Origin of the sequence: Burkholderia sp. BCC0044, from assembly GCF_902832955.1 — a bacterium.
In the GTDB taxonomy this organism is placed as follows: Bacteria; Pseudomonadota; Gammaproteobacteria; order Burkholderiales; family Burkholderiaceae; genus Burkholderia.
Genome location: NZ_CADFDO010000004.1, coordinates 1 through 24,854, shown reverse-complemented (window position 1 = coordinate 24,854; position 24,854 = coordinate 1). Strand labels below are relative to the sequence as shown.

General features: G+C 65.0%; 21 protein-coding genes and 1 pseudogene. 15 read left to right on the top strand and 7 right to left on the bottom strand.

The window, feature by feature from the left end; translation table 11 throughout:
* The first annotated feature begins 1 nt into the window (after position 1).
* Positions 2-1,528, top strand: a complete 1,527-nt coding sequence (locus HWX14_RS22930; RefSeq protein ID WP_175884678.1) for an efflux transporter outer membrane subunit — start codon at positions 2-4, stop codon at positions 1,526-1,528.
* 106 nt (positions 1,529-1,634) lie between these two features.
* Here HWX14_RS22930 and HWX14_RS22925 read toward each other — a convergent pair whose 3' ends face one another.
* From HWX14_RS22925 to HWX14_RS22915, 3 genes are all read right to left on the bottom strand, one after another.
* Positions 1,635-2,348, bottom strand: a complete 714-nt coding sequence (locus tag HWX14_RS22925; protein ID WP_175884677.1) for a dienelactone hydrolase family protein — start codon at positions 2,346-2,348, stop codon at positions 1,635-1,637.
* Positions 2,349-2,612: 264 nt separating this feature from the next.
* Entirely contained in the window at positions 2,613-2,924 is a 312-nt protein-coding gene (locus HWX14_RS22920; protein WP_175884676.1) for a DUF4148 domain-containing protein, read from the bottom strand.
* Positions 2,925-3,227: 303 nt separating this feature from the next.
* Positions 3,228-4,193 carry a GlxA family transcriptional regulator gene (locus HWX14_RS22915; protein ID WP_175884675.1) on the bottom strand — a complete coding sequence of 322 codons (966 nt, stop codon included), beginning with the start codon at positions 4,191-4,193 and terminating at the stop codon, positions 3,228-3,230.
* A 173-nt stretch (positions 4,194-4,366) separates the two neighbouring features.
* On the opposite strand from HWX14_RS22915, the gene HWX14_RS22910 reads away from it, so the two are divergent.
* From HWX14_RS22910 to HWX14_RS22895, 3 genes are all read left to right on the top strand, one after another.
* Positions 4,367-5,008 (top strand): HD domain-containing protein, encoded by a 642-nt coding sequence (locus HWX14_RS22910; RefSeq protein WP_175884674.1) that lies wholly within the window; start codon positions 4,367-4,369, stop codon positions 5,006-5,008.
* Positions 5,009-5,497: 489 nt separating this feature from the next.
* On the top strand, positions 5,498-5,953 hold the full coding sequence (locus HWX14_RS22900; protein WP_006480981.1) for an antitoxin Xre/MbcA/ParS toxin-binding domain-containing protein: 456 nt from the start codon (positions 5,498-5,500) through the stop codon (positions 5,951-5,953).
* Positions 5,950-6,429: an RES family NAD+ phosphorylase gene (locus HWX14_RS22895; protein WP_126364566.1), complete on the top strand. Its 480-nt coding sequence runs from the start codon at positions 5,950-5,952 to the stop codon at positions 6,427-6,429. Before HWX14_RS22900 ends, HWX14_RS22895 begins: the two co-directional genes overlap by 4 nt.
* Before the next feature lie 40 nt (positions 6,430-6,469).
* On the opposite strand, the gene HWX14_RS22890 is transcribed toward HWX14_RS22895, so the two are convergent.
* From HWX14_RS22890 to HWX14_RS22875, 4 genes and pseudogenes are all read right to left on the bottom strand, one after another.
* Positions 6,470-7,402, bottom strand: coding sequence for a tyrosine-type recombinase/integrase (locus tag HWX14_RS22890; RefSeq protein ID WP_175884673.1), 933 nt, complete (start codon positions 7,400-7,402; stop codon positions 6,470-6,472).
* 78 nt (positions 7,403-7,480) lie between these two features.
* Positions 7,481-7,663: pseudogene (locus HWX14_RS22885) on the bottom strand (DUF2165 family protein); the annotation flags it as partial.
* Positions 7,664-7,714: 51 nt separating this feature from the next.
* A complete protein-coding gene (locus HWX14_RS22880; protein ID WP_175884672.1) occupies positions 7,715-9,070 on the bottom strand; it encodes a uracil-xanthine permease family protein in 1,356 nt (451 codons plus the stop codon).
* A gap of 58 nt (positions 9,071-9,128) precedes the next feature.
* Positions 9,129-10,253 carry an aryl-sulfate sulfotransferase gene (locus HWX14_RS22875; RefSeq protein WP_175884671.1) on the bottom strand — a complete coding sequence of 375 codons (1,125 nt, stop codon included), beginning with the start codon at positions 10,251-10,253 and terminating at the stop codon, positions 9,129-9,131.
* A gap of 102 nt (positions 10,254-10,355) precedes the next feature.
* Between HWX14_RS22875 and HWX14_RS22870 the strand changes: the two genes are divergently transcribed.
* The 11 genes from HWX14_RS22870 to HWX14_RS22820 form a co-directional block, all read left to right on the top strand.
* The gene (locus tag HWX14_RS22870) at positions 10,356-11,312 is read left to right on the top strand and encodes a LysR family transcriptional regulator (protein WP_175884670.1); all 957 of its coding nucleotides are present in this window, start codon (positions 10,356-10,358) and stop codon (positions 11,310-11,312) included.
* A 236-nt stretch (positions 11,313-11,548) separates the two neighbouring features.
* Positions 11,549-13,534: a gamma-glutamyltransferase family protein gene (locus HWX14_RS22865; RefSeq protein WP_175884669.1), complete on the top strand. Its 1,986-nt coding sequence runs from the start codon at positions 11,549-11,551 to the stop codon at positions 13,532-13,534.
* 420 nt (positions 13,535-13,954) lie between these two features.
* Complete coding sequence (locus HWX14_RS22860; RefSeq protein WP_175884668.1) at positions 13,955-14,497, top strand: hypothetical protein; 543 nt, start codon at positions 13,955-13,957, stop codon at positions 14,495-14,497.
* Positions 14,498-15,113: 616 nt separating this feature from the next.
* Positions 15,114-15,398, top strand: coding sequence for a hypothetical protein (locus tag HWX14_RS22855; RefSeq protein ID WP_175884667.1), 285 nt, complete (start codon positions 15,114-15,116; stop codon positions 15,396-15,398).
* Positions 15,399-15,667: 269 nt separating this feature from the next.
* Positions 15,668-16,693, top strand: a complete 1,026-nt coding sequence (locus HWX14_RS22850; protein WP_244130308.1) for an ornithine cyclodeaminase family protein — start codon at positions 15,668-15,670, stop codon at positions 16,691-16,693.
* Positions 16,687-18,069 carry an alanine racemase gene (locus tag HWX14_RS22845; RefSeq protein ID WP_175884666.1) on the top strand — a complete coding sequence of 461 codons (1,383 nt, stop codon included), beginning with the start codon at positions 16,687-16,689 and terminating at the stop codon, positions 18,067-18,069. The genes HWX14_RS22850 and HWX14_RS22845 overlap by 7 nt, the downstream gene beginning before the upstream one ends.
* A 2-nt stretch (positions 18,070-18,071) precedes the next feature.
* Positions 18,072-19,109 carry a cysteine synthase family protein gene (locus tag HWX14_RS22840; protein ID WP_175884665.1) on the top strand — a complete coding sequence of 346 codons (1,038 nt, stop codon included), beginning with the start codon at positions 18,072-18,074 and terminating at the stop codon, positions 19,107-19,109.
* On the top strand, positions 19,106-20,482 hold the full coding sequence (locus tag HWX14_RS22835) for an MATE family efflux transporter (protein ID WP_175884664.1): 1,377 nt from the start codon (positions 19,106-19,108) through the stop codon (positions 20,480-20,482). Before HWX14_RS22840 ends, HWX14_RS22835 begins: the two co-directional genes overlap by 4 nt.
* A gap of 800 nt (positions 20,483-21,282) precedes the next feature.
* Positions 21,283-22,059 carry a helix-turn-helix domain-containing protein gene (locus HWX14_RS22830; RefSeq protein ID WP_244130306.1) on the top strand — a complete coding sequence of 259 codons (777 nt, stop codon included), beginning with the start codon at positions 21,283-21,285 and terminating at the stop codon, positions 22,057-22,059.
* Between the two features lie 12 nt (positions 22,060-22,071).
* Positions 22,072-22,320: a hypothetical protein gene (locus HWX14_RS22825; RefSeq protein ID WP_175884663.1), complete on the top strand. Its 249-nt coding sequence runs from the start codon at positions 22,072-22,074 to the stop codon at positions 22,318-22,320.
* A gap of 93 nt (positions 22,321-22,413) precedes the next feature.
* Positions 22,414-24,854 (top strand): DUF3683 domain-containing protein (locus tag HWX14_RS22820; protein ID WP_175885539.1); only part of this gene is annotated, 2,441 nt, incomplete at its 3' end.

Below are 24,854 nucleotides of genomic sequence, written 5' to 3'. Positions count from 1 at the left end.
GATGCAAAAACATGCTTTGACCGCAACCGCGGCCGCACTGGCTGCCGCGCTGTTTGCCGCCGGCTGCACGATGGCGCCGCACTACAAGCGGCCCGATGCACCCGTCGCGCAGGCGTACCCGGCCGGCGGCGTCTACGCGACGCAGCCGGGCGCGGCCGGCGCGCGCAGCGCGAACGGCCAGGCGGCGACCGCCATCGGCTGGCGCGAGTTCTTCGTCGATCCGCGCCTGCAGCGGCTGATCGAGATCGCGCTGAAAAACAACCGCGACCTGCGCGTGTCGGTGCTGAACATCGAGGCGGCGCGCGCGCAGTACCAGATCACGCGTGCGGGGCTGTTCCCGACGCTCGACGGTACGGGTACGGGCAGCATCCAGCGTTTCCCGGCCGGTGTATCGCAGACGGGCCAGCCCCTGATCTCGCGCAGCTACAACGTCGGATTGTCGGCGTCGTGGGAGCTCGACCTGTTCGGCCGCGTGCAGAGCCTGAAGGATCAGGCGCTCGCGCAGTACCTGTCGACGTCGTACGCGCGGCAGGCGTCGGAAATCTCGCTGGTGTCGCAGGTGGCGGATCAGTACCTGACGCTGCTGTCGACCGATGACCTGCTGAAGGTCACGGAGGACACGCTGAAGACCGCGCAGGCGTCGTACGACCTGACCAAGCTGCAGTTCGACAACGGCACGGGCTCCGAGCTCGAGCTGCGTCAGGCGCAGACGGTGGTCGAGACGGCGCTCGCGAACCAGCAGGCGCAGGCGCGTGCCCGCGCACAGGCGCTGAACGCGCTGGTGCTGCTGATCGGCGAGCCGCTGCCGGACGATCTGCCGGCCGGCATGCCGCTCGACGCGCAGAACCTGCTGACGGACGTGCCGGCTGGCCTGCCGTCGGATCTGCTGACGCGTCGTCCGGACGTGATGCAGGCCGAGCAGACGCTGCTGGCCGCGAACGCGAACATCGGCGCGGCGCGCGCGGCGTTCTTCCCGCGCATCTCGCTGACAGCCGCGTTCGGCACCGCAAGCCCGACGCTGGGCGGCCTGTTCAAGGCCGGCACGGCGGCGTGGTCGTTCGCGCCGAACATCGCATTGCCGATCTTCGAGGGCGGGCAGAACATCGCGAACCTCGATCTCGCGAACGTGCAGAAGCGCATCGAGATCGCGAACTACGAGAAGGCGATCCAGTCGGCGTTCCGCGAAGTGTCGGATGGCCTCGCCGCACGCGGCACGTACGACCAGCAGATCGCGGCGCTGGAGCGCAACGAGCACGCGCAGCAGCGGCGCTTCGACCTGTCGGACCTGCGTTACAAGAACGGTGTGGATAGCTATCTGTCGGTGCTGACCGCGCAGACGGATCTGTACTCGGCGCAGCAGTCGCTGATCAGCGCGCGTCTGGCACGCTGGACGAACCTGGTCGACCTGTACCGCGCACTCGGCGGTGGGTGGATCCAGCGTGCAGGCGAAGCGCCGCGCGCGCCGGATGCACCGGTCGACTACGACAAGGCGGCGGTCCTAGCGCCCGCGTCGGCAGCGAACGGGTAAGCCATGCTTGTCGGCCCACCCGAAGGGGGGTGAAAACGAAAACGCCACGGACGCAAATCCGTGGCGTTTTCGTTTGTACCGTCGCCGCGCGGGAAGCGGCGTTACGTTACGCGTGCTCCGTCCAGAGCGTCCGGCCGAAGAACGTGAGCGTGCGATCCCACGCCGTTTCCGACCACACCGGATCGAACTGCGTGCCGGCGATGCGGCCGGGGCCGACGGCCGTTTCGTTCGCGAACGCATGGTGCGCGAGATAGCGATGGAATTCGAAGCCGACCTTCGCATCGGTCAGCTTCTTTTCCAGTGCGTCGACCTGGTCGATCGTGAAGAACGCGTCCTGCGTCGCCCAGTGACCCATCAGCGGCACCTTGAGCTTGGCCGGATCGATGTAGTCGAGCGGCGGAAAGCCGTACCACGTGACGCCGGCGTCCGCCTCGGCGTATTGCAGCGACAGCAGCGTGAGGGCGCCGCCCATGCAGTAGCCGGTCACCGCGACACGCGGCGCGAGCGTCTTCAGGTATGCGACCGCGCCGGGAATGTCCTGCGACGCGGCGTCGCCGAAATCGAGGCCGGTCATCAGGTGGTGCGCTTCTTCCTCCTCGACCGTCGACTTGCCGCGATACAGGTCGGGCACGAGCGCGAAGTAGCCGCAGCGCGCGAGGCGATCGGCGACGCCGCGGATCTGGTCGTTCAGGCCCCACCATTCCTGGATGACGACGACCGCGGGCGCGCCTTCGGTCCGTGCCGGCGTGGCGAGATAGCCCTGCAGTTCCTGGCCGTCCGGACGGCGAAACGTAATCGTGGAACCGGATGTTTGAGACATGAAACCGCTCCTTTTCGAAAAATGCGCCGAGTACGACATCGGGCCGGCCAGCGGGCGTCGTGATACCGCTCGCGTTCGTGCTGGCCGACGCCGACCACGGGCCATTCTATGCGCAAACACTGGACGCTTGCGTGAACGGCGCTGCGCGGCATGCGAGCGGAGAAGGGCGCGGTCCGTCGACAAGCAAACACCCCGCCCCGATGAACGGGAGCGGGGTGTTGCGGTTCGGTGGGCGTATCCGGAATACGCCGGCGCGTAGCGGGCTTACTGACCGAAGTAGATCGAGTCGCGGCCTTCCTGCTTGACCGCGATCGCGCGGCCGGCGCGCGCGCCAGCGGCTGCTTGCGCGCCGTAGCCGGCTTCATCGGCGTTGGTCACGCGGGCCTGCGCGGTCTGCAGCGCACGCGGGTAATACTGATCGGAGACTTCCGGCTTGTAGCCGGCCTGTTCGAGCTGGACGAGTTCCGCACGCACCTGCGCACGCGTCAGCTGGCCCGCCGGGTTCGACTGGGCGAATGCGCCGTACGACGCGGACAAGGCGGTTGCGGCGACGACAGCGGTGATGAACGACTTCATGGTGACCTCCGGTTCTGTTGATTTCGCGCTTCGCTCGTTGCGTTCAGCGGTTGATTGCATCGTAACGATCGCGTTACCGGTCGGAAATACGCGTTGCAGCGAATCATTATTGCAACTGGGTAAACGATTCGCGCGGCACGCAGTTTCATCTGATGATTGTCGGCGAACTGGAGCAGGGGGCTGGCCTATCGGGGGCGACAAGATCGATCGGCGCGGAGGAAGCGGGACGAACCATTGCATCGTATTCCGAAGTATTTTTACGAGGCCGTCGGCGTCCTTCGATTCGACGCCGCCTATACCGCCTCACGCAGCCAGGATCGCCTGCCGTTTCCGGTATTCGGCCGGCGTGATGCCGACGTGCCGGGTGAACGCTCGCCTGAGCGTATCGACGTTCGCGAAGCCGCATTTCGCGGCGACCTGCTTCGGTGTGTCGTGGCCGTTCTCGAGCAACTGGCGGGCGGCCGAGATGCGGGTCGCCTCGACCCACGCGGCCGGCGTCATGCCGACTTCCGCGCTGAACAGCCGCGCGAAATGGCGCGCGCTCATGCCCGCATGTTTCGCCATCTCGGCCACCGAATGCTCGAGCTCCGGATGGGTGGCGACCCAGCGCTGCACTTCCTGCAGCACCGAACGTCCGGCGGGACGTGCTTCGCCCTTGCGGCTGAACTGGAGCTGCCCGCCCGGGCGCTTGAAGAACATCACCAGTTGCGCGGCGACGCGCCGCGCGATCTCGCGGCCGAGATCTTCCTCGACCAGCGCGAGCGCGAGATCGAGCCCGGCCGTGACGCCCGCGCCGGTGCGCAGCTTGCCGTCGCGCACGTACAGCGCGTCGGCGTCGACGACGAGCGACGGATAGGCTTCGCCGAGTGCATCGGCGGCGGCCCAGTGCGTGGTCAGGTGACGCCCTTTCAGCAGGCCGGTGGCGGCGAGGATGAATGCACCGGTGCAGATCGACCCGTAGCGCCTGCTTTGCACGGCCGCCGCGCGCAACCACGCGAGAACGTCGGTGCGCAGCGCGATCTGGCCGGCGTTCGGCGCGCCGGCGACCAGCAGCGTGTCGATGCGCTCGGGGATGTCGGGTGCGATCCAGTCGGGCAGCAGCCGCGCACCGGACGAGCTGCGGATCGCACCGGCCCCGCTCGCGATGATCCGCGACGCATAGAACGGCTTCCCGCATTCGACGTTCGCCTGCGCGAACACGTCGAGCGGCGCGGAGACGTCGAGCAGTTGAACTCCCGGAACGGCAAAAATACCCACGACCTTCGGCATGATCGGTTGCGTGTCGTATCGAACGTGATGCGCAGCAGTATAGGGGCGCTTTCTTCACCGTGCCGGCACCCTGTCCGTCCGTCGCGCGAAATGGCAGGATTTGTCGTAATCCGCCTATTTGAGACACCTGTCGGATTCCGGAGAATCGAGCATGTCTTCCATGGAGATCGATCATGACTGTGAACGTTGCCGGCATCACCCTTCCCGATACTCGACTGACGCGCGAGATCACCGAACTCGTGCGCGATACCGAATCCGATCTGCTGTTCCAGCACTCGAGCCGCGTGTTCTATTTCGCGGCGCTGGCGGGCCGGCGCCGCGGGCTCGAGTACGATCCCGAGCTGCTCTATTGCGGCTGCATGTTCCATGACATGGGGCTCACGCACCGGCACAGCAGCGCATGCGAACGCTTCGAAGTGGACGGTGCCAATGCTGCCCGCGATTTTCTGAAGGGAAAGGGGATCTCGCAACAGGACATCGACGTCGTGTGGGCCTCGATCGCACTGCACACCACGCCCGGTATTCCGCAGCACATGCATCCGGTCGTCGCGCTGGTCACGGCGGGCGTCGAGATGGACGTACTGGGCCTCGCTTACCCGCAATACAGCGACATCGAGCGGGAAGCGGTCGTGCGCGCGCATCCGCGCACGCCGCAGTTCAAGGAAGACATCATTCAGGCGTTCTACGACGGCATCAAGCACAAGCCCGGCACGACGTTCGGCAACGTGAAGGCCGACGTGCTCGCGGACAAGGATCCGCATTTCCATGCGGGCAATTTCTGCAGCGTGATCCGGTCGTCCGCGTGGGGTGGCTGACCACGGACGGACGACCGAGCCGATATCGAACTGGGATTTCGTCATGCTCGAGCCGATCGCCGTGTCCATCATCACCGTGCCGGCGAAGTTCAGCGCGCTGCTGGCCAATGCGCCGACGCCGGTTGTGTCGAACAGTAAGTAGGCCGGTCGGCGCGAGGCGCGATTTCGCGTGTACGGAGGCGGCTGGAGCGGTCGATGGGTAATCCGTAGAGCCCTGCGTGTTACCGGGGTGAGGAATCGGACGAGGGAAAAGAGGCGATTCCTCCAATTCGCGTATTACCGTTGGAAAATTGTTACGTGACAACTTCACGTCGTCGCGAACGATGACTTTATATACTGAATTTTTACACCCCATCCCCGAGGCGAATCTCCGATTCGCGTACCCCCGAATACCGGTCTCCCAGCCCCGATCGGCAAACGCTCGCTCAACCCTCCGCATGCGTCCGGCAAAACGCCTATAATGATTGGGCAAATTGCCGGAGAGAGGTCATGAGCACCATCGCTTTTCATCCTTCGGGCGTCGCCCATCCGCGTCAGGCCGAATTCACGATTCTCGAGCAGCTGCTGGCGATCCGCGTCCGGTCGGGCGCCGATCTGGCCGAGCTGGCGAGCGCGCGCGTCGACGTGTCGGTAATCGACCGGCTGTCGGAGCGCGGGCTGAAATCGGACGAACTGGCCTTCATCATTCCGCGTCGCACGCTGAGCCACCGTCGCCAGGCGCACGAACGCCTGTCGCCGGAGGAATCCGACAAGGCGATCCGCCTCGCGCGCATCGTCGCGCAGGCGACGGCCACGTTCGGCGACCAGGACAAGGCGATGGCGTGGCTGCGCAACGGGCTCCAGCGCTTCGGCGGCCGCACGTCGCTCGACATGGCCAGCACCGAGCATGGCGCGCGGCTCGTCGAAGAGGCCCTGACGCAGATCGACGAAGGGTACTTCGCTTGACGACGCTGTGGCGGATCAGCAATTACGCCGACCTGAAAGGCATCGGCGGGTTGCGGGCAGGCGGGCGTTGGCATTTCGCCGGGCAGCCCGTCGTGTATCTCGCCGAGCATCCGGCGCTCGCATTGCTCGAGACGCTCGTTCATTTCGAAATCGCCACCGTCGCGCAATTGCCGAGCGGATACCAGTTGCTGCGTATCGAGGTGCCCGATTCGGTGGACGTCGCCGAAATCGCGGAAGGCGATGCGCCGGACGACTGGCGAACGAACGTCGACTGGACCCGCAGCGCCGGCACCGAGTGGCTGCACACGCAGCCGAGCGTGCTGCTGCGCGTGCCGAGCGTCGTCGTGCCGCACGCCCATAATTTCCTGTTGAATCCGCTGCATCCGGCCGCGTCCGACATCCGCATCGCGGAAGTGATGCAATCGCCGTACGACACGCGGATTCTGCGGCTGGTCCAGTCGAAGCCGGGCGAATAGCGAACCGGGACGAAATACGGTCCGCGCCGGCGGCGCGCGATCAGCGCTCGTGCGCGGCGCGATCCGCGGCCGCATCGGGCGGCAGCGTCTGCCGAATGCGCGTGACCGTTCGCATGCTGGCGAGACCGAGCATCGCGGTGACATCGGCATGCGCGTGGCCGGCGAGCAACTGGCGGCGCGCATACGTATTGCGCAGCACGCGCGGGCTCATGTCCGCTGCATGAAAGCCGATCGCGTTCAGCGCATCGCGCACGACGAGCAGCAGGAACATGTCGTTCATTGCGCCGCCGCGCGGCGCGGGAAACAGCCGCGCCGACGGCGGCACGTCCGAGCGCGCGCGCCATGCGGCGAGCGGCGCCCCCGCGAATTCGGCGAGCGTGATCCGGCGCGCCGGCCGCGCCCGATCGCGCGGCACCGACAACATCGCTGGCCGTGCGTCGAGATCGAGTGCGTCGCTTGTCGCCGCGCGAATCTCGGCCGACGTGATGCCGGTCGCGAGCAGCAGCGCGACGATCGCGCGATTCCGGCAGTCGGCCGGCGTGTCGTCCGGCCGCGGCTGCACATGGCGCTGCAGCGCCGCGTCGGCATCGGGCGGCAGATAGCACGGCTCGGGCTCGCCGTCCGGCCAGGCGAGATCGCGCGTCGACCGGCCGGCCGGATGGATCGTTCGCACGCCGGCGTCGACCAGATGCCGGCCGAGCCGGTCGATCAGCTTCGCATAGCGCACGCGCGTCGATGTGCCGGACGCGCAGGTGCGGTCGAGTTCCGTGAGGAAGGCCGCGACGTGGTCGGGCCCGAACGTGGCCAGCGACACGCGCTGCGCGCTCAGGTGGCGCAGGAATCGCTCGAACATCGCGACATGCTGCACGATCGAACGCGGCGCGAACGGCCGGCGGTCGGCGCCGGTCGCGGCGGTTTCCTGCCACGCGCGAAACGCGCCGACGGGGTCGTGAATCCAGCGATTCGTGTCCATTCCCGTTTTATAGCCGGACGCGGTGACGCCGGCAATCGTCCCGATGGCCGGTCGGCGGCGCGCGACGAAACCGGCGTGTCAGGCCGCGGCACGCGTGTCGTTGGTGCCGTCGTTGCGCATCGTCAAGGAAACGAGCAGCAGCGGGATGAAGAGCCGGAACGCGTCCGGCACGCCGTTCCACTGCTTCGACATCCACATTCCGAACCATTCACCGCCGACCGAAGTGAATGCGACCAGCCACGTGACGAAATCGAGCGTCAGGCACGACGGCAGGCGTCGTCAAGCGCGGGCCGCGTGCGCATGCCGCTGCCGTTACGCGTCGCGCGAAGGCGCCGCAGCCGCGCCCGCGTGTGCTTGCCCGCCCAGTCGCGCGAGCGCGGCGAACGCCAGTTGCGTCGCGATGGCCGCGAGCGTGCCGGCCGCCATGCCGTTGCCGAGCACGATCTGAACGGGCGCGTCGAAATGGCGATACAGGTTCGGCACCAGGATCGGCGCGAGGCCGACCACCAGTGCGGCGGCAAGCGTGTACTGGTTCGCGCGCGCGTGCAGGTCGACGCTCGCGAGCAGCCGGATGCCCATCACGCCGATCATCGCGAACACGACCAGCGCGGTGCCGCCGACCACGGCGGCCGGGATCGCGTACGCGAGCCGCGCAAGCGGCGCGAACAGCGCGATGACGATCAGGATCGCGCCGGCGGCGGCCGTCACGTAGCGCGAGCGCACGCCGGTCGTCTGCACGACGCCGATGTTCTCGGCGCTCGTCACGATCAGCGGCGCGCCGAACAGTGCGCCGGCCAGCGACGCGAGCGCGTCGCCGCGTATCGTCTTCGGCACGTCGCGCTGGAGCGAGATCGTCTTGCCGCACGTTTCGCCGACGGCGACCGTCTGCGCGGTGGCCTCGGCCATCGAGATCGCGGTGAAAATCAGCAGCGGCAGCGCGGCCAGCACGTCGAAACGCGGCATCCCGAACGGCAGCCACACCGGATGCGTGAACAGCGGGCCGTGCCACACGTCGGCGAGCGCGGGCATCGCGCCGAGCGCCCAGCCGAGCGTCGCGCCGGCCATCAGCCCGATCAGCACCGCGAGGCGCCCGGCCGTGCCGTGGAACGCGCCCGCGACGACGACGGTGGCGACGATCGTCGCCAGCGCGAGACCGAGTGCGCGCGGCTGCGCGAAGTCGGCCGAACCGGGCTGGCCGACGACGATCGTCGCGTAGATCCGGATCAGGTTGATCGACACGAGCAGCAGCATCGCGCCGACGACGATGCGCGGAAAGAGCCGCAGGCAGCGCGTGAAGACGGGCAGCAGCACCCAGTAGAACGCGCTGGCGAGCAGCGCCGCGCCGGCCGCGGTCGGCAGGCCCGATTGCGCGGCGATGCCCGCGAACAGCATCGTCGGTGCGCCGCCGGGCACCATCACGAACGGCATGCGGGCGCCGATCGGGCCGGCGCCGAGCGATTGCAGCAGCGTGCCGATGCCGCACGCGAAGAACGTCGCGCCGATCAGCTGGACAGTAAGATCGGCCGGCAGCGCGAGCACTTTCGCGATCAGGAAGACGGCCGTGATCGGCGACGCGGCCATCGACAGCACGTGCTGCAGCCCGAACAACGCGAGCTGCCACGCGGGGAGCCGGGCATCGACGGGCGGGGAGATCGGATCGTGCGACACGGCAGGCTCCTCGGAAACGAACGGCGACGATGGCCGGAAACCGGCGGTGAACGAAAGCTTAGGTCCGTAGCCAGGGCAATTGCGCGGCGCTGTAGCGGAACGTCTGGAACACGCTGTTCAACTGGCCGGGGCCGGTCTTGCGCGCCGCTTCGTCCGGGTATTCGGCAAACCACGGAATGATGTATTCCCAGACGACTTCGCCGGCCGGCGTCACTTCGAACAGCCGGCCCGTCGACGATTCGGTGACGTGCGTGTTGCCGTTCGGCAAGCGCTGCGCGTTGCCCATGAATGGCGTGTAGAACAGGTTCACGACGTCGTCCGTGTACGACCACACGACGCGTTGCGTCGCCGGATCGATTTCCACGACGCGCGAGAACACGACGTGCGCGCCATGGCGGAAATTGCCGTTGTCGAACGCGAGGATGTTGCCGTTGGGAAGCGGCACCGGCGCATGCTGATGGGACACGACGTCGGGCCCGATGTGCAGCTCGACGCGGCCGGTCGAGCGGTCCACGCCGATGATCCCCGACGTCGTGCGCAGGCTCATCAGCACGCGGCCGTTCGCATCGACCGCGAGACCGTTGACGAGCGGCCAGTGATAGCGGCCGAAGCCTGCCGCGATCGGAAAATCCTCCGGCCGCAGATGCTCGCGCGCGTGCCATTCCCAGACGATCTGGCCGGCGCGGTTCACTTCGCGGATCACGTCCGCAAACATCACCTCGTCGTCGCCGTGCGCGGTGCCGCCCGGCACGCGCCGCGCGAACGCCGCATCGACCGGCTCGCACGCGGCGTACAGCAGATTGCCGTTCGGCAGCCACTGCGCGTCGTGGTGATGCGCGGGATCCTCGTAGCGCCACACGGTTTCGCCTTGCGGCGTGACTTCGTAGAAGTCGCCGCCGTGCCACATCGACCACGGCGCGTAGCGCGATTCGGAGTGCGGATGATTGCCGTTGTAGCCGAGGTTGCCGTTCGGCAGGATGACCGCGTGGCGGCCGGGGCGCACGGGCATCTTCCACTGGTGGGCGACTTCGCCGTCGATGCCGACGAGATAGACGTTGCCATCGGCCGTCTGCGGCGCGATGAGCGTATAGCCGCCCGCGGACAGCGCGGGATCGTGGGCGATGAGGCCGACGCCGCGGCGTCGCTGGGTGATCTGGTCGACGGTCGTCACTGCGGTCTCCATTCGAATCGGATACGGGGATGCAGCGCAATCTAGACGATTCGTCCGGTCGGTAAAATCGGATTATTCTTGACGGCCTGTTCGGAAAAATCTAACGGACCCTTCATGCGTTCGATATCGCAGACATTCCGCTGTTTCGACGAGGTCGCGCGGCGCGGCTCGATTCGCAAGGCAGCCGATGCGCTGCACCTGACCGCCGCGGCGGTGCACCAGCAGATCCGCAATCTCGAGGAGCAGGTCGGCGTGCCGCTGTTCGATCGGCTGCCGCGCGGCATGCAGTTGACGCTCGCCGGCGAAATCGTGATCGCGGCCGTGCGTCGCGGCCAGCGCGATTTCGACAACGCGCTGACGCAGGTCGAGGATCTGCGCGCGCTGCGGCGCGGGCACGTGAATCTCGCGGTGCCCGCGTCGACGGCGGAAAAGCTCGTGCCCGACGCGATCCTCGCCGCGATGCAGCGCTATCCCGGCGTCACGTACAGCGTGCGCTCGGGAAACGGCGAGAGCATCGTGCGCTGGGTCGAGACGGGCGAGGTCGACATCGGTTATGCGCTGCGCCGGCGCACCGCGGCGGGCGTCGTCGAGGTGCGCGCGTTCGCGCAGCCGCTGGGTGTCGTCACGGCGCCCGGCCATCCGCTGGCGTCGACGGGCGGCAAGGTGCGGATGCGCGACTGCTTCGCTCACCCGTTGATCCTGATGACGCCCGACACCGAGCTGCGCGCGATGTTCGACCAGATCGATGCGCGGCAGCCGCGTAACGTGCGGCCGCTGGTCGAAACCGGATCGGTATCGATGGTGCGGCGCCTCGCGGCGGAAGGCGCCGGCGTCGGCTTCCTGATCGCGGAAAACGTCGCGGACGACGTGGCCGCCGGCCGGCTCGCGTGGACGCCGCTGGCCGATGCGGGCGCGCGCTCGTTCAGTTGCATCTACCAGCGCGCGGACATGAGCGCGACGGTCGCGATGACGATGTTTCTCACGTTCTTTTCCGAGGCGATCGAAGCGATGGAGCACGGTTTCGCGCGCGGCGGCCCGGCGAGCGGCACGCGTCGCCGGACGAAAAGGTAACGACGTCGCGACGCGAGCCGCACGGGCATATCGCAACGGCGCAATGCGATGCAATGCAGCAAGCGCACCCGCGCCGGTTCGGTGACGTTGCACACACAACGGCCGGTCGCGTCACGTCATTCCCTTATTGCGGAAAAAATTGTGTTCATGGGACTATCGAACGCGCTGGCCGCGCACCGAGGGGGTCTCAGCAGCGCGATGTCCATCGTAACGACCGACACGAACATCGACAGACAATGAACAGAACAGCGATTTTTCCGTATGCGTCCGCGTTGCTCGCGGCCGCCTTGTTGACCGCGTGCGGCGGCGACGTCGAGAACGAGACGAGCCGCACGCCCGCACCTTCCGCCGACACGAGCTGCCTCGCGGTCGACAACAGCGGCGCGACGGTCGTGGTGGGCTCGAACCAGCCGGGCGACCCGTCGTTGCCGGAAGCATCGTCGGGCTATCGCACCGGGATGAAGCCCGTCTACGCGAAAACGTATCTGGTGGCCACGTCGAACGCGTATGCGAGCGCGGCCGGTTGCGCGGTGTTGAAGAAGGGCGGCACGGCCGCCGACGCGGCGGTCGCCGTACAGGCCGTGCTCGGCCTGACGGTGCCCGAGGCGACGGGCCTCGGGTCGGGCGGCGTGCTGCTCTACTACGATGCGCGCGGCAAGACGCTGCAGGCCTACGACGGCCGCGAAACCGCGCCGGCCGCCGCGACGGAGAACTACCTGCGCTACGTCGACGATGCAACCGATCATTCGGCGCCGCTGCCGAACGCGCGCGCGAGCGGCCGCTCGATCGGCACGATCGGCGTGCCGCGGCTCATCGAGGCGCTGCAACAGGATCATGGCCGCTTGCCGTGGCAGAGCCTGTTCGGCGACGCGATCACGCTGGCGACCAACGGTTTCCCGATCGGCGGCCGGCTGGCCGACGCGATCGCGGCGAACGCCGCGAACCTGAAGCGCGACCCCGAAGCCGCCGCGTATTTCCTGAACGCCGACGGTTCGCCGAAGACGCTCGGCACCGTACTGAAGAATCCCGCGTACGCACGCACGCTGTCGCTGATGGCGCAGTCCGGCGCGAATGCGCTGTACACCGGGCAGATCGCGCAGGACATCGTCGCGAAGATCGCGGTGACGAAGGGCGCGGACGGCTCGACGCTCACGCCGGGCAAGACGACCGTCGCCGATCTCGCCGCGTATCAGGCGAAGCGCCGCGAACCGGTGTGCACGACCTATCGCAGCTATTGGGTCTGCGGGATGCCGCCGCCGTCGTCGGGTGGCATCGCGGTCGCGTCGGCGCTCGGCATTCTCGAGAATTACGACCTGAAGTCGTTGAAGCCGACGGCGATCGACCTCGAAGGCGGCAAGCCGACCGTCGCGGGCGTCCATCTCATCACCGAGGCCGAACGGCTCGCGTATGCCGATCGCGACAAGTACGTGGCCGATACCGACTTCGTGCCGCTGCCGGGCGGCACGTGGGACACGCTGCTGAACAAGCCGTACCTGAAATCGCGCGCGGCGCTGATCGACACGACCAAAAGCATGGGCACCGCGCAGCCCGGCAATCTCGGTGCGGTGCCGCTCGGCGTCGACACGACGCTGATCGAGCACGGCACTAACCAGTTCACGATCGTGGACGGCGACGGCAACGTGCTGAGCGCGACGACGACGGTCGAGTCGAGCATGGGCTCGTTCCACATGACCAACGGCTTCCTGCTGAACAACCAGCTGACCGATTTCTCCGCGAACCCGCTCGACACGTCCGGCAATCCGGTGGCGAACCGCCTGCAGCCCGGCAAGCGGCCGCGCAGCTCGATGGCGCCGACGATCGTGTTCGGGCTGGCCGCCGACGGCTCGCGCGGCGACTTCGTGATGGCGACCGGTTCGCCGGGCGGCGGCACGATTCCGCAATACGTGGTCAAGACGCTGGTCGGCGCGCTCGACTGGGGGCTCGACGCGCAGCAGTCGGCGGGGCTCGTCGACTTCGGCGCGAGCAACAGCCCGACGACCACGATCGGCGGCGAACATCCGAACGTCAACACGGCGAACAACGGCGCGAACGATCCGCTGATCACCGGGCTGCTCGCGCTCGGGCACAAGGTGTCGACGTCCGCGCAGGCCAGCGGCGTCAACACGGTGATGCGCGTGACGGTCGGCCAGTCGCCGGCGTTGCAGGGCGGCACCGACCCGCGTCGCGAAGGCGTCGTGCTCGGCGATACGTTCCGGCCGTAACCGGGCAGCGTGCGCACGGCCCCGGTCCGCTTGCTGGCGGCCGGGGCCTTGCATTTTGAAGTGGCCGCATCGGCGGTCACGCAATTCATATCCTTCGGAATGCAGATGAAAGCGGCCGGCTCGTCCCGCTGCATGACGATCGGATCGGGCGATTCGCCGGCGTGACGCAGCCTGCCGTCGCGGTTCACGGTTGCCGCCCGCCCGTTGTCAAATACGGCATTCACCCCGCCGCACCCCCACGATTGTCAAACAGTGTGAGTCAATCGTCAGCATTTGCAACCGAAGTAACAGTCCCCGCAATTCGATCGTTTTGCCAGCCGGCGCAGCTACATTAGCTCCACCTGCCGCATGTCGCGGTGAGGCATGCGACAAGCCGCACGAAGGCGGCCCGCAGCAACAACGTCTTTGGGGAGAATGACCATGAACAAGATTCGTACGATTCTGCTGGGTGCCGCTCTGACGGCGATGGCGACGTCGGCTGCATTCGCACAGACGGCCCAGACCGGCGCCCAGGGTTCCGCAGGCGTCGGCGCCCAGGTCCAGACGCCGCTGCTCGGCGGCGGCGTGGGCGTGCAGGCTGGCGCAGGCGCGAATGCGGCAGGCTCGGGTTCGGGTGCGGGCAATGTCGTCGGCGGCGCGCTGAACGGCGTCGGCAAGACGGTCGGCGGCGTGGGCTCGGCAGCCGGCACGGCAGTGGGCGGCGCGACGCAGGCGGTCGGTTCGGCCGCCGGCGCGACGAAGGATGCGGCAGCATCGGCCGTGCACACGACGAAGGCGCACGTGAAGCACGTCGCGAGCTCGGCGAAGAGCCACGCACAAGGCGCGGTGTCGACCGCAGGCGACGTCGCGGGCGGCGCGAAGGCGAAGGCCGGCGAAGCGCTCGAAGGCGCGACGAACTCGGTGCAGGGCGGCGCATCGGTCGGCGTGAAGGGTTCGGCGTCGGCGCAAGGCGGCGCGCTGTAACAAGCAGCACGTCCCGTCAAGACCCGGCCCGCTTCGATGCGGGCCGGGTTTTTCTATTGGGGGATGCGATACGTCGTTCACGGTCCCTCATGTCGAAACACGGGAAAATGAATGTGTCGATATTGCTTAGGATCACAAATATAATGGCCGGCTGATCGACTGAACCCGATGCCGAAAAGGGGACGTGACCGGCTTCGAGGTGGCGCGGACAGAACGGAGGAGATGCCGAGCCAAGGTCTGCATCCGGTTGCGGCCCGGAGGCGGTTCCCCAAACCGCGGACTGCGTGGCGCCCGACAGCGGAACAGCGTATCCGGCAAGCACATTTCGGCGGTTCCTGATACGAGGTGCTTTGGCTGCCTCGACGAGCGCGTCGTTCAAGTGGCATTTTGAGCAACCTCGAATCGCCGTGGAATGAACGAGTCAAGCTTTTCCGTTTCCGCTATCGAGCGGCTGGCGGCCTCAATTTTCACTTTCACGACTCAATGACGATGGCCGTAAATGCATTTGCAATGATGGAATAAAGTATTTGCAAGGAAAGTGGAAGTTAGTTTATAAATACGAGCGATTTGTATTTCCCCTGCCAGTTGCAACCATTGACGTTGAAGGGGGCGTCACATGGTCGTGGCCGACGTGGGGGGAATCCCGTCGAGATTGCTGAGCTCGTCCGCCATGCCTGGTGAATCGCAGGCGAAACACGGTATTTTCATTATCGAGACGCTGATTATTCGATCAGTGTCAGTCGCGCGCCATATGGTGGTTCGCGTTGATGCCGATCTGTTTTTTTCGATCTATTTGATTCGGATTGCGAAATTAAAGATGTATATTCAACGAAAAAATGAAACGCATGTCGATTTCATTTTGTGTCACGTAATCCGACCTTCGGAAGAAAAGATTCCATGATTAATACGCTGCTGGGCATGAAGCTCCCGCAGTGATTGAACGTGTCGCCAGCCTCCCCGACACGTCCGCCTTCAACGACAGCGTCGAGCGAGTCGCGTTCGCGACCGGCTGCATGCCGGCCGCGCGGGATTCGTCGCGCTTGCGAAGTCGGATCGCGTCGGTGCGGGTCGCGGCACGTCGATGTTCAAGTCACCCTGCACGAAGCGTGTGGCAGGCCTCTTCGATACGTGAAATCCGGTGAGACACAAGTGAATACGATGATATCCACGATGGCAGATGGCGCTGAACCCGACGCGGACGTTCGACCGCGGCTCGCAACGCAACCGTCGAGACTCCTTGTGCTCGGCAAGCGCACGATCGACGAACTCGACTACGACCCGTCGATGGTGCTCGACGCTGTCGAAGGGGCGTACCTTGGCCTCGGTACCGGCGCATCCGACAATCCGCGCAAGCTGATGAGCCAGCCAGCGGACAAGCATTCCGTCGCGTACTCGATGCTGGGTCGAGACGGTGGACGCAGAACGGTCGGTTTCAAGACGTCATATAAGTACGATCCGGAACATAACCGCGAACTACAGAAGTACTACACGACGTTGTTGCTGTTCGACGACGAAACCGGCATGCCCGTCGCACTGATGGACGGCAGCCTGGTCGGGTCGCTGCGCACGCCGGCAGTGTCGGCGCTGATCGCGCGTGCGGCCGCGCCGCGGGCTCGAACGGCCCTCGTCATCGGCACGGGAACGCAGGGGCGGATGGCGGCGCCGTTCCTGCTGACCGCATTGCCGGACATCGAGCGCGTGATCGTACACGGCCACTATGAGTCGGGAATCGACGCCGTCCGCAAGACGTTGAAGCGCTTTCATCCGGATCGTGACATCGAGGTGTCGAAGGATCTCGTCGCGTCCGCGAACGAGGCCGACATCGTGCTCGGGGTCGCCGGCGCCGGTGTATCGGAGACCGTGCGGCACGCGGCGCTGAAGCCGGGCGCGCTTGCACTGCTGGTCGGATACGGGATTCATGCCGACGCGCTGCACCGCGCCGATTACCGCATCGCGACGAGCGAGGCGCAGATGCAGGTGACCGGTGCCGATCTCGTGGACGAAGCCGGAAAACTGCCTGCCGTCGATGCCGAGTTGCCGGACATACTGCTTGGCCGCAAGCCTGCACGGCGCAACGATGCCGATATCGTCTACGCGTTCAACAGCGGAATGATCGTGACCGACATCGCGCTCGGCCGCGTGCTGGCCGATGCCGCGCTGGCGAAAGGGCTCGGCCGGGAAGTCGAACTATGGTGACGGATATTCCCCGCTTGCCGGCGTTGTGGGACCCGCAATTGCGGGATTTCGTGGACGGACATCAGGCGATGATCCACGATCTTGTCCATGGCTTCGACGCGCCCCTTCATTTCCTGTTTCCTGCGCGCTTCGCCCGCAATGTCGCCGAATTTCAGCGTGTACTCGACGATTGCCAGGTAGCCGGGCGCCTTTACTACGCGAAGAAAGCGAACAAGGCGCGATGCTTTGCGCATGCGGCGGCCGCATCCGGGATCGGCGTCGACGTCGCCAGCACGGGCGAGTTCTCGGAAGCGTTGGCCGCGGGAGTGTGCGGGCCCGATATCGGCGTATCCGGCCCGTCGAAATCGAGTGCGCTGCTGCGGCTCGCGGTTTTGCACGATGCGTTGATCGCCATCGACAGCGTGGAAGAACTCGATCGTCTGATCGCGATCTCGGGACAGGCGAAGCGGGTCGCACGCATTCTGTTGCGGATGGCGCCGGCGGCGCGCAACGATAGTCGATTCGGTTCGAGTGCCGACGCACTCCGCGTTGCGCTGTCGACCTGTGCCGCGATGCAGGCGTCGGTCGTCCTCGAAGGGTTCTCGTTTCATCTGTCCGGTTACAGTGCGACGGAGCGCTGCAATCAGGCCGCGATTGCGATGCGTGCGTGCCTGGCCGCTCGTGAGCTCGGTCTTGCGCCGCACACGATCAATATCGGCGGTGGCTTTGCGATGTCGTATGCGAGCGAGAGCGACTGGCGTGCATTCCAGCGCGCGCATCGGGCGGACGATTACCACGCGAACAAGGCATTCGACGGATTCTATCCGTATCACTCGGCTTGCAGCGGCGCGCAGATGCTCGATGCCATTCTGAAGGGTCGCCCCGACACGGAGTCCGCATCGCTCGCCGAACTGCTCCGCGAATACGGCCTGCAAATCATGCTGGAACCGGGGCGTGCGCTGCTGGATCAGGCAGGGTTCACGGTTTTTGCCGTGCAAGGCGTGAAGGACTGCGGCGACTATGGCATCGCAACCGTCAATGGCACGAGCTTCAGCGTGTCCGAACAATGGTTTGCCAGCGAATTCCTGCCCGATCCGGAATTGCTGGGCGTCGTGCGCGGGCCGTCGCGATCGCCGCGTGCAGGCGCCCCTTATCGCGCCTGTGTCGGCGGGGCGAGCTGCCTCGATTCGGACATGCTGACCTGGCGCAAGATCGCATTCGGGCAGCGCCCGGAACCCGGCGATCTGCTGATCTACCCGAACACGGCCGGCTATCAGATGGATTCGAACGAATCTTCATTTCACGAGCTGCCGCTTCCACCCAAGCTTGTCTTGACACTCGACGGCGCGCGGCCACGCTGGCGCGTCGATCGCCTCTTTCAGTTTTCGGGAGCTTGACCATGAATGTACGTTTTCTGGGTGAGCAAGCCACGATCACCGTCCCTGCGATCGTGTCGAAGGTATCGGATCTCGTCGGCCGCACGCCGCTGTTCGAATTGATTCGCGGCGCGAACGGCGCGCGCATCCTGCTCAAACTCGAATCGACGAATCCGACCGGCAGCGCCAAGATCAGAATGGCAAGGCAGATGCTCGACGAAGCCGAACAGGACGGAAGTCTCCGGCCGGCCGGGCACGTGATCGAATCGACCTCCGGCAATACGGGCATGGGGCTGGCGCTGTTGTCGGCCGAGCGCGGCTATCGGTTTACCGCGATCGTGGACAGCCACGCGTCGAAAGACAAGCTGCGCGCGATGCAAGCGTTCGGCGCACAGCTCGTCCGCGTGAGCGACGGCGACGCGATCGCGACGGCGGACCGCGACGCGCTTGCGAAGCGCATGGCAGCCGACGATCCGGACAGCATCTGGACGGAGCAGCATAACAATCCCGCGAACGGTAACGGGTATCGCGGGCTGGCGCATGAACTGCGCGACGTGCTTGGCGACCGAATCGACTTTCTGGTCGGTTCGGTCGGCACCGGAGGCTCGCTGTTCGGCACTGCGCGGGAACTGCTCGCGACAGGCCTGGCGCCGCGCGTCGTGGGTGTCGAACCCGTCGGCTCGATCGTTTTCGGCGGCGAAGGCGGATCGTATTATCAGTCCGGCACCGGGACACCGCCTGGCGCCGAGATCGGCGCGTTGGTCGACTACGCGTTGCTCGACGAAGGCCACAAAGTGACGGACGCAGCCGCCTTCAATACGGCACGCTATATCGCACGCAAGAAGTCGCTGCTCGTCGGCGGCTCGGCGGGCAGCGTCATCTGGCACGCGTTGCAGATGTTCGATTCGCTGCCTGCGGGGGCGACGCTCGTGGCGCTGGTCTGTGACGGCGGGGAAAAATATCTCGACACGGTGTTCAACGACGACTGGATGCAAGAGCGAAATCTGCTCGACGAGTCGATTGCCCAGGAGCTCGAATCGATCTTTTCCCGCGCCGCATGAAACTTCATCGACAAGTCTGGCTCGACGCCACGCAAATCGGCGTGCTTGCCGCTCCGCTCATTCTTACGCAGCTCGCCCAAGTGGCGCTGACGACCACCGACATCGTGATGATGGGGATGCTCGGCCCGCGCGAGATCGCCGCTGGTGGTCTCGCGCTGACGATCTTCAACCAGTTCCGGACGATGGGAACCGGGCTGGTGACGGGAACCGGCAACCTCGTCGCGTTCGCGAACGGTCAACACGCGCATGCGGAAATCATGCGGCTGGTGCGGTCCGGCTTTGCGCTGTCGACGCTTGCGGCACTGGTGTTTGCATTGATGATGCTGTGCATCGAGATGCCGCTCGTCTGGCTCGGGCAGGATCCCGACGTTGCACGGCAAGCATCGTTCTATCTGGCGGCGGCCGCACCGGGCATATTGCCGTGTCTGTGGTTTCAGGTGCTTCGACAATACACGGTCGGCTTGCGCAAGCCTGGGCCGCTGTTGGCGATCACGATCGTATCGATCGTCGTCAATGCCGCGCTCGACTACGCATTGATGTTCGGCCGGTTCGGCTTTCCGAAGCTCGGCCTGATCGGTATTGCGTGCGCAACCAGTAGCGTGTACCTGCTTTCCTTCATCGCGTTTCTGACGATCGCACGGCGCCGGCCGGAACTGTCCGAACACTTGTCGCTTGCCGCCTGGCGCGCCGATGCCGATACGTTCGCGCGGACGTGGCGGATGGGCATTCCGATTGCGGCAACCTATGGATCGGAGGCCGCGTTCTTCACCGTCCTCACGCTCGTGATCGGGACGCTCGGCGCCGACGCGCTCGCCGCGCAGACGATCGTGAACCAGGTGATCTACATCGTGTTCATGATTTCGGTCGGTTTGTCTCACGCGTCGTCGATCAGCATCAGTCATGCGTGTGCGCAGCACGACTATCGCGGTGCGCGTCGGCTCGGCTATACCGGGCTCGCGTTGGGCGTCGTGACGATGCTGGTCGTTGCGCTGCCGTATCTCGTTGCGCCGACCCGCGTGCTTGCGCCGTTTCTCGATAACAGCGTGGCCGCGAGTGCCGAAGTTCTGCGACTCGCGGGTGGGCTGCTGACGATCGCGGCACTGCTGCAGGTTTTCGATTGCAGCCAGAACATCGGCGTCGGCATTTTGCGGGGTCTCGGTGATGTAACGAGCTCGTTTCGGATATCGATCGTCGGATACTGGGTAATCGGTCTGCCGGTCGCCTGGGCGGCTGGCGTGGTGCTGGGATACGGCATCTACGGTATCTGGAGCGGACTCGCCATCGGGCTTGCGGCAACGGCGTCGATGTTGCTGCACAAGTTCGAGGGCCGGCTTCGCACGATGACGAAACGGACACAAGACGGGCATTCGTGAAGGCGACGAAGTTTCCAACGAGCACACCGGTGTACACCCGGCACCAGAATTCCCGAAATACCAGCCGGCATCGCATCGGTGGAGAGTTTGCGGAGTCAGTAAATTTTTCTAATTCTGTTGATCGATGGTCGCAAGAACGCCGCAAATATAACTATGTCCGGAAAGCTGGATTTGATCGGCCGCTTTTCTTGAATTATCGCAGCGGCAATTGATTGTCACGGATGCGGACGATGTAAATAATGAATCGCATTATGTGAGCCGGTGAAATTGACGTCGGTCGATTTGTAAAGTTTTCTGATGTTCCCTGGTCGGGATTGTGACAAGATGCCGCACTTCGTTGGATTGTTGAAATATTGTGTGGTGCTGGGCCGTTTTCGTGGAATTAAATCGCCGATTCGGGCTGTAATATCAAAGAAAGGTTCATTACATATTTTTTTCGACAAGTAATGTTTCTGTCTTCTGTCCTCCGATATACTTGCGCAGCTTCGAGTTTAGAGCACGAAGTCTAGACAGGTAGCCTGTGTGGTGAACTGTTTAAGCCATTGGCAAGTAAATAATTCAGATGTTAATGGTTTTGTGTAATTCGTTTGTATTCCTCATGAGCGGCGGTTCTCAAAAACATGGTTCTCGAACGATGGCTGACGGAATGTTGCCATCGGATACTGTCGCGGTACTGGCGCGTAGAGAGCAAGTGGCGTTGGATTGCTGATCCGGTAAGGCCTTGAAGCTTTGGCAGATATTCGGCTGCCAGAGCATGTCAACGAATACGAATCTTGTCTTTTCAATAAGGGCCCAGAAAATTGGAGACCTTTTCTCGCATCATCGGCGAGATTCTTCGTCCCAACGGTTTGACCGAGGGGATCGATCAACTCGCGGAAAAAATCGGACGCGTGATTCCGTTCGACAAGTGTTTGATTTTGCACGGTGGAAGCGGCGATACAGCTTCTCACGGGTTGATATATCGCTATGGGGCCGCGAGCGACGCCGGAGCGCGGCGAGGCGTGACTTTGTTCGGCGCCGGGATCGATATCGATCGATATCTGAGTTGTTTTGCGTTGTCCGACCGTCAGGATCATACGTTTCGCTGGCGCGATCTCGACGGGGACGTGCCACAACGCGATGCGCAGGTCAGCGACGTCGCGTCATACATGCGCGGGCAGGGCGTGGTCGCTTGTATTGGCGCTCCCCCCGGTGATTCGACGGCCATTCGGACCGTGTTGCAGCTGAAGTGCGAAGACACGACATTGCATTCGGCGTTGCTCGTCAGTCTCATTGCGATGCATTTGCACGTAGCGTTGACCCAGAAGATCGCGAGGCAGAACCGGGAAGACGCGGAACCCTATGCAACGGGCGTCGAGCGGGATGCTTGCGAAAGCTTGACCAGGATTCAGTTCACGCGAAAGGAATCCGATGTAATCAAATGGGTGGTCGAAGGCAAGACTGCCTGGGAAATAGGCCGAATACTGTCGATGTCGGAAAGAACGGTCAAGTTTCATCTGACGAACGTATATGAAAAGCTGCGTGTCTCGAATCGAGCGCAAGCGGTGGCGAAGGTGAGCCGTCTGGGATTGATCTAGGAGAGTTCGGGGATGTCTTTCAAGGAAAAGGTCAAGGCATTTGTCGCGCGTCATGGGTTTACGTACAAGGCCTATATTTTGTCGATTCTGTTTCTGCCGCCTGCGGCACTTTATATCGCATGGAAGCGGCCGGGCTTGCCGGTCCCAGGCCGTGTCTTGCTGTGCGGTACCGGTGTGCTTGCGCCGCCATTGGTCGGCATCGCCACGGCGATGCTGCTGAAGGGTGCATTCGATTTGATCCGGACCGTCGTTGCCGTTTAGTTTCGCTGCTGATTGCCGAATACGATTCCGCTTTCCCGAGCGTGGTTCTCGATCGCTTCATCGTTCATTTCATAGACCCCAATGAATGCCCGACTGCCAACCGTCCATTTGTTAGAGCGTATTCGGGCAATAGCAGGATTACATGAGCCGTCGCGCGATATTCCGTATAACTACACGTCGTTTTCCGATCGCGAGATCGTGATCCGCCTGCTCGGCGAGGAGGCGTGGGCGGTGCTCGGCGAACTGCGCGCCGAGCGCCGCACGGGCCGCTCGGCGCGGCTGCTCTGCGAAGTGCTCGGCGATATCTGGGTCGTGCGCCGCAACCCGTATCTGCAGGACGACCTGCTTGATAACCGAAGGCGTCGCGCGCTCCTGATCGCCACGCTGCATGACCGGCTGGCCGAGATTGCGAAACGCCGTCGAGTGAGTGTGAGCGGATGGTACGACGACGCCGGCCGCGAACGCGCATCACGCGTCGAAATGCTCGAAACCGCCGCGCAGCGCGCGGTCGACGAGTTCGCCGACGAATTCGACAAGATGGCCGAACTGCGCCGCCGCGCGACCAAGGCGCTCGGCCGCTGCACGCAGAAGGACAACATCCGCTTCGACGGGCTGTCGCGCGTATCGCACGTGACCGACGCGACCGACTGGCGCGTCGAATACCCGTTCGTCGTGCTGACGCCGGACACCGAAGCCGAGATCGCCGCGCTGATCAAGGCCTGCTTCGAACTCGGCCTGACCGTGATCCCGCGCGGCGGCGGCACCGGCTACACGGGCGGCGCGGTGCCGCTCACGCCGTTCTCCGCGGTGATCAACACCGAGAAGCTCGAACAGCTCGGCGCGGTCGAGCTGACCGAGCTGCCGGGCGTCGCGCACAAGGTGCCGACGATCTTCTCCGGCGCGGGCGTCGTCACGCGCCGCGTGACCGAAGCGGCGGAAGCGGCCGGCTACGTGTTCGCGGTCGATCCGACCTCGCTCGACGCGTCGTGCATTGGCGGCAACGTCGCGATGAACGCGGGCGGCAAGAAGGCCGTGCTGTGGGGCACCGCGCTCGACAACCTCGCGTGGTGGCGAATGGTCGACCCGGACGGCAACTGGCTCGAAGTCACGCGCCACGAGCACAACCAGGGCAAGATCCACGACATCGCGGTCGCGCGCTTCGAGCTGAAGTGGTTCGACGGCGCGTACGCGCCGGGCGAGAAGCTGCTGCGCACTGAAATGCTCGAGATCGAAGGCCGCCGGTTCCGCAAGGAAGGGCTCGGCAAGGACGTCACCGACAAGTTCCTCGCCGGCCTGCCGGGCGTGCAGAAGGAAGGCTGCGACGGGCTCATCACGTCCGCGCGCTGGGTGCTGCACAAGATGCCCGCGCACACGCGCACCGTCTGCCTCGAATTCTTCGGCCAGGCGCGCGAGGCGATCCCGAGCATCGTCGAGATCAAGGACTACCTGTTCGAGACGTCGAAGCAGGGCGGCGCGATCCTCGCGGGTCTCGAACACCTCGACGAGCGCTACCTGCGCGCGGTCGGCTACGCGACCAAGAGCAAGCGCAACGCGTTCCCGAAGATGGTGCTGATCGGCGACATCGTCGGCGACGACGCCGATGCGGTCGCGCAGGCGACGTCCGAAGTGATCCGGATGGCGAACGGCAAGAGCGGCGAAGGCTTCGTCGCGGTCAGCGCGGAGGCGCGCAAGCGCTTCTGGCTCGACCGCAGCCGCACGGCCGCGATCGCGAAGCACACCAACGCGTTCAAGATCAACGAGGACGTCGTGATCCCGCTGAACCGGATGGGCGAGTACACCGACGGCATCGAGCGGATCAACATCGAGCTGTCGCTGAAGAACAAGCTGCAACTGGTGGACGCGCTCGAAGCGTTCTTCAGGGGCGGCAACCTGCCGCTCGGCAAGACCGACGACGCGAACGAGATCCCGAGCGCCGAACTGCTGGAAGACCGCGTGCAGCAGGCGCTGGAGCTGCTCAAGCGCGTGCGTGCGCGCTGGGAGTTCGTGCGCGACCGGCTCGACCAGCCGCTGCGCGAGGCGCAGCACTACCTCGTGCAGCTCGGTTACGAGGCGCTCGCGGAGAAGTTCGCCGATCGCGCGGACGAGCAGCCGGGCGCGACCGTGTTCCACATCACGCAGGACCGCACGGTCCGGATCTCGTGGAAGCAGGAGATCCGCGCGGAACTGCGCGCGATCTTCAACGGCGGCGCGTTCAAGCCGATCCTCGACGAAGCGCAGGCGATCCACAAGCGCGTGCTGCGCGGCCGCGTGTTCGTCGCGCTGCACATGCACGCGGGCGACGGCAACGTCCACACCAACATCCCGGTCAACTCCGACAACTACGAGATGCTGCAGGACGCGCACGCGTCGGTCGCCCGCATCATGACGCTCGCGCGCTCGCTCGACGGCGTGATTTCCGGCGAACACGGGATCGGCATCACGAAGCTCGAATTCCTGACCGACGACGAGATCGCCGAATTCCGCGCGTACAAGCAGCGCGTCGACCCGAACGGGCGCTTCAACAAGGGCAAGCT

Coding starts and splice junctions, on each gene's coding strand:
- HWX14_RS22930 (WP_175884678.1), top strand. CDS start 2: ATGCAAAAACATGCTTTGACCGCAACCGCGGCCGCACTGGCTGCCGCG.
- HWX14_RS22925 (WP_175884677.1), bottom strand. CDS start 2,348: ATGTCTCAAACATCCGGTTCCACGATTACGTTTCGCCGTCCGGACGGC.
- HWX14_RS22920 (WP_175884676.1), bottom strand. CDS start 2,924: ATGAAGTCGTTCATCACCGCTGTCGTCGCCGCAACCGCCTTGTCCGCG.
- HWX14_RS22915 (WP_175884675.1), bottom strand. CDS start 4,193: ATGCCGAAGGTCGTGGGTATTTTTGCCGTTCCGGGAGTTCAACTGCTC.
- HWX14_RS22910 (WP_175884674.1), top strand. CDS start 4,367: ATGACTGTGAACGTTGCCGGCATCACCCTTCCCGATACTCGACTGACG.
- HWX14_RS22900 (WP_006480981.1), top strand. CDS start 5,498: ATGAGCACCATCGCTTTTCATCCTTCGGGCGTCGCCCATCCGCGTCAG.
- HWX14_RS22890 (WP_175884673.1), bottom strand. CDS start 7,402: ATGGACACGAATCGCTGGATTCACGACCCCGTCGGCGCGTTTCGCGCG.
- HWX14_RS22875 (WP_175884671.1), bottom strand. CDS start 10,253: ATGGAGACCGCAGTGACGACCGTCGACCAGATCACCCAGCGACGCCGC.
- HWX14_RS22870 (WP_175884670.1), top strand. CDS start 10,356: ATGCGTTCGATATCGCAGACATTCCGCTGTTTCGACGAGGTCGCGCGG.
- HWX14_RS22865 (WP_175884669.1), top strand. CDS start 11,549: ATGAACAGAACAGCGATTTTTCCGTATGCGTCCGCGTTGCTCGCGGCC.
- HWX14_RS22860 (WP_175884668.1), top strand. CDS start 13,955: ATGAACAAGATTCGTACGATTCTGCTGGGTGCCGCTCTGACGGCGATG.
- HWX14_RS22855 (WP_175884667.1), top strand. CDS start 15,114: ATGGTCGTGGCCGACGTGGGGGGAATCCCGTCGAGATTGCTGAGCTCG.
- HWX14_RS22850 (WP_244130308.1), top strand. CDS start 15,668: ATGGCAGATGGCGCTGAACCCGACGCGGACGTTCGACCGCGGCTCGCA.
- HWX14_RS22845 (WP_175884666.1), top strand. CDS start 16,687: ATGGTGACGGATATTCCCCGCTTGCCGGCGTTGTGGGACCCGCAATTG.
- HWX14_RS22840 (WP_175884665.1), top strand. CDS start 18,072: ATGAATGTACGTTTTCTGGGTGAGCAAGCCACGATCACCGTCCCTGCG.
- HWX14_RS22835 (WP_175884664.1), top strand. CDS start 19,106: ATGAAACTTCATCGACAAGTCTGGCTCGACGCCACGCAAATCGGCGTG.
- HWX14_RS22825 (WP_175884663.1), top strand. CDS start 22,072: ATGTCTTTCAAGGAAAAGGTCAAGGCATTTGTCGCGCGTCATGGGTTT.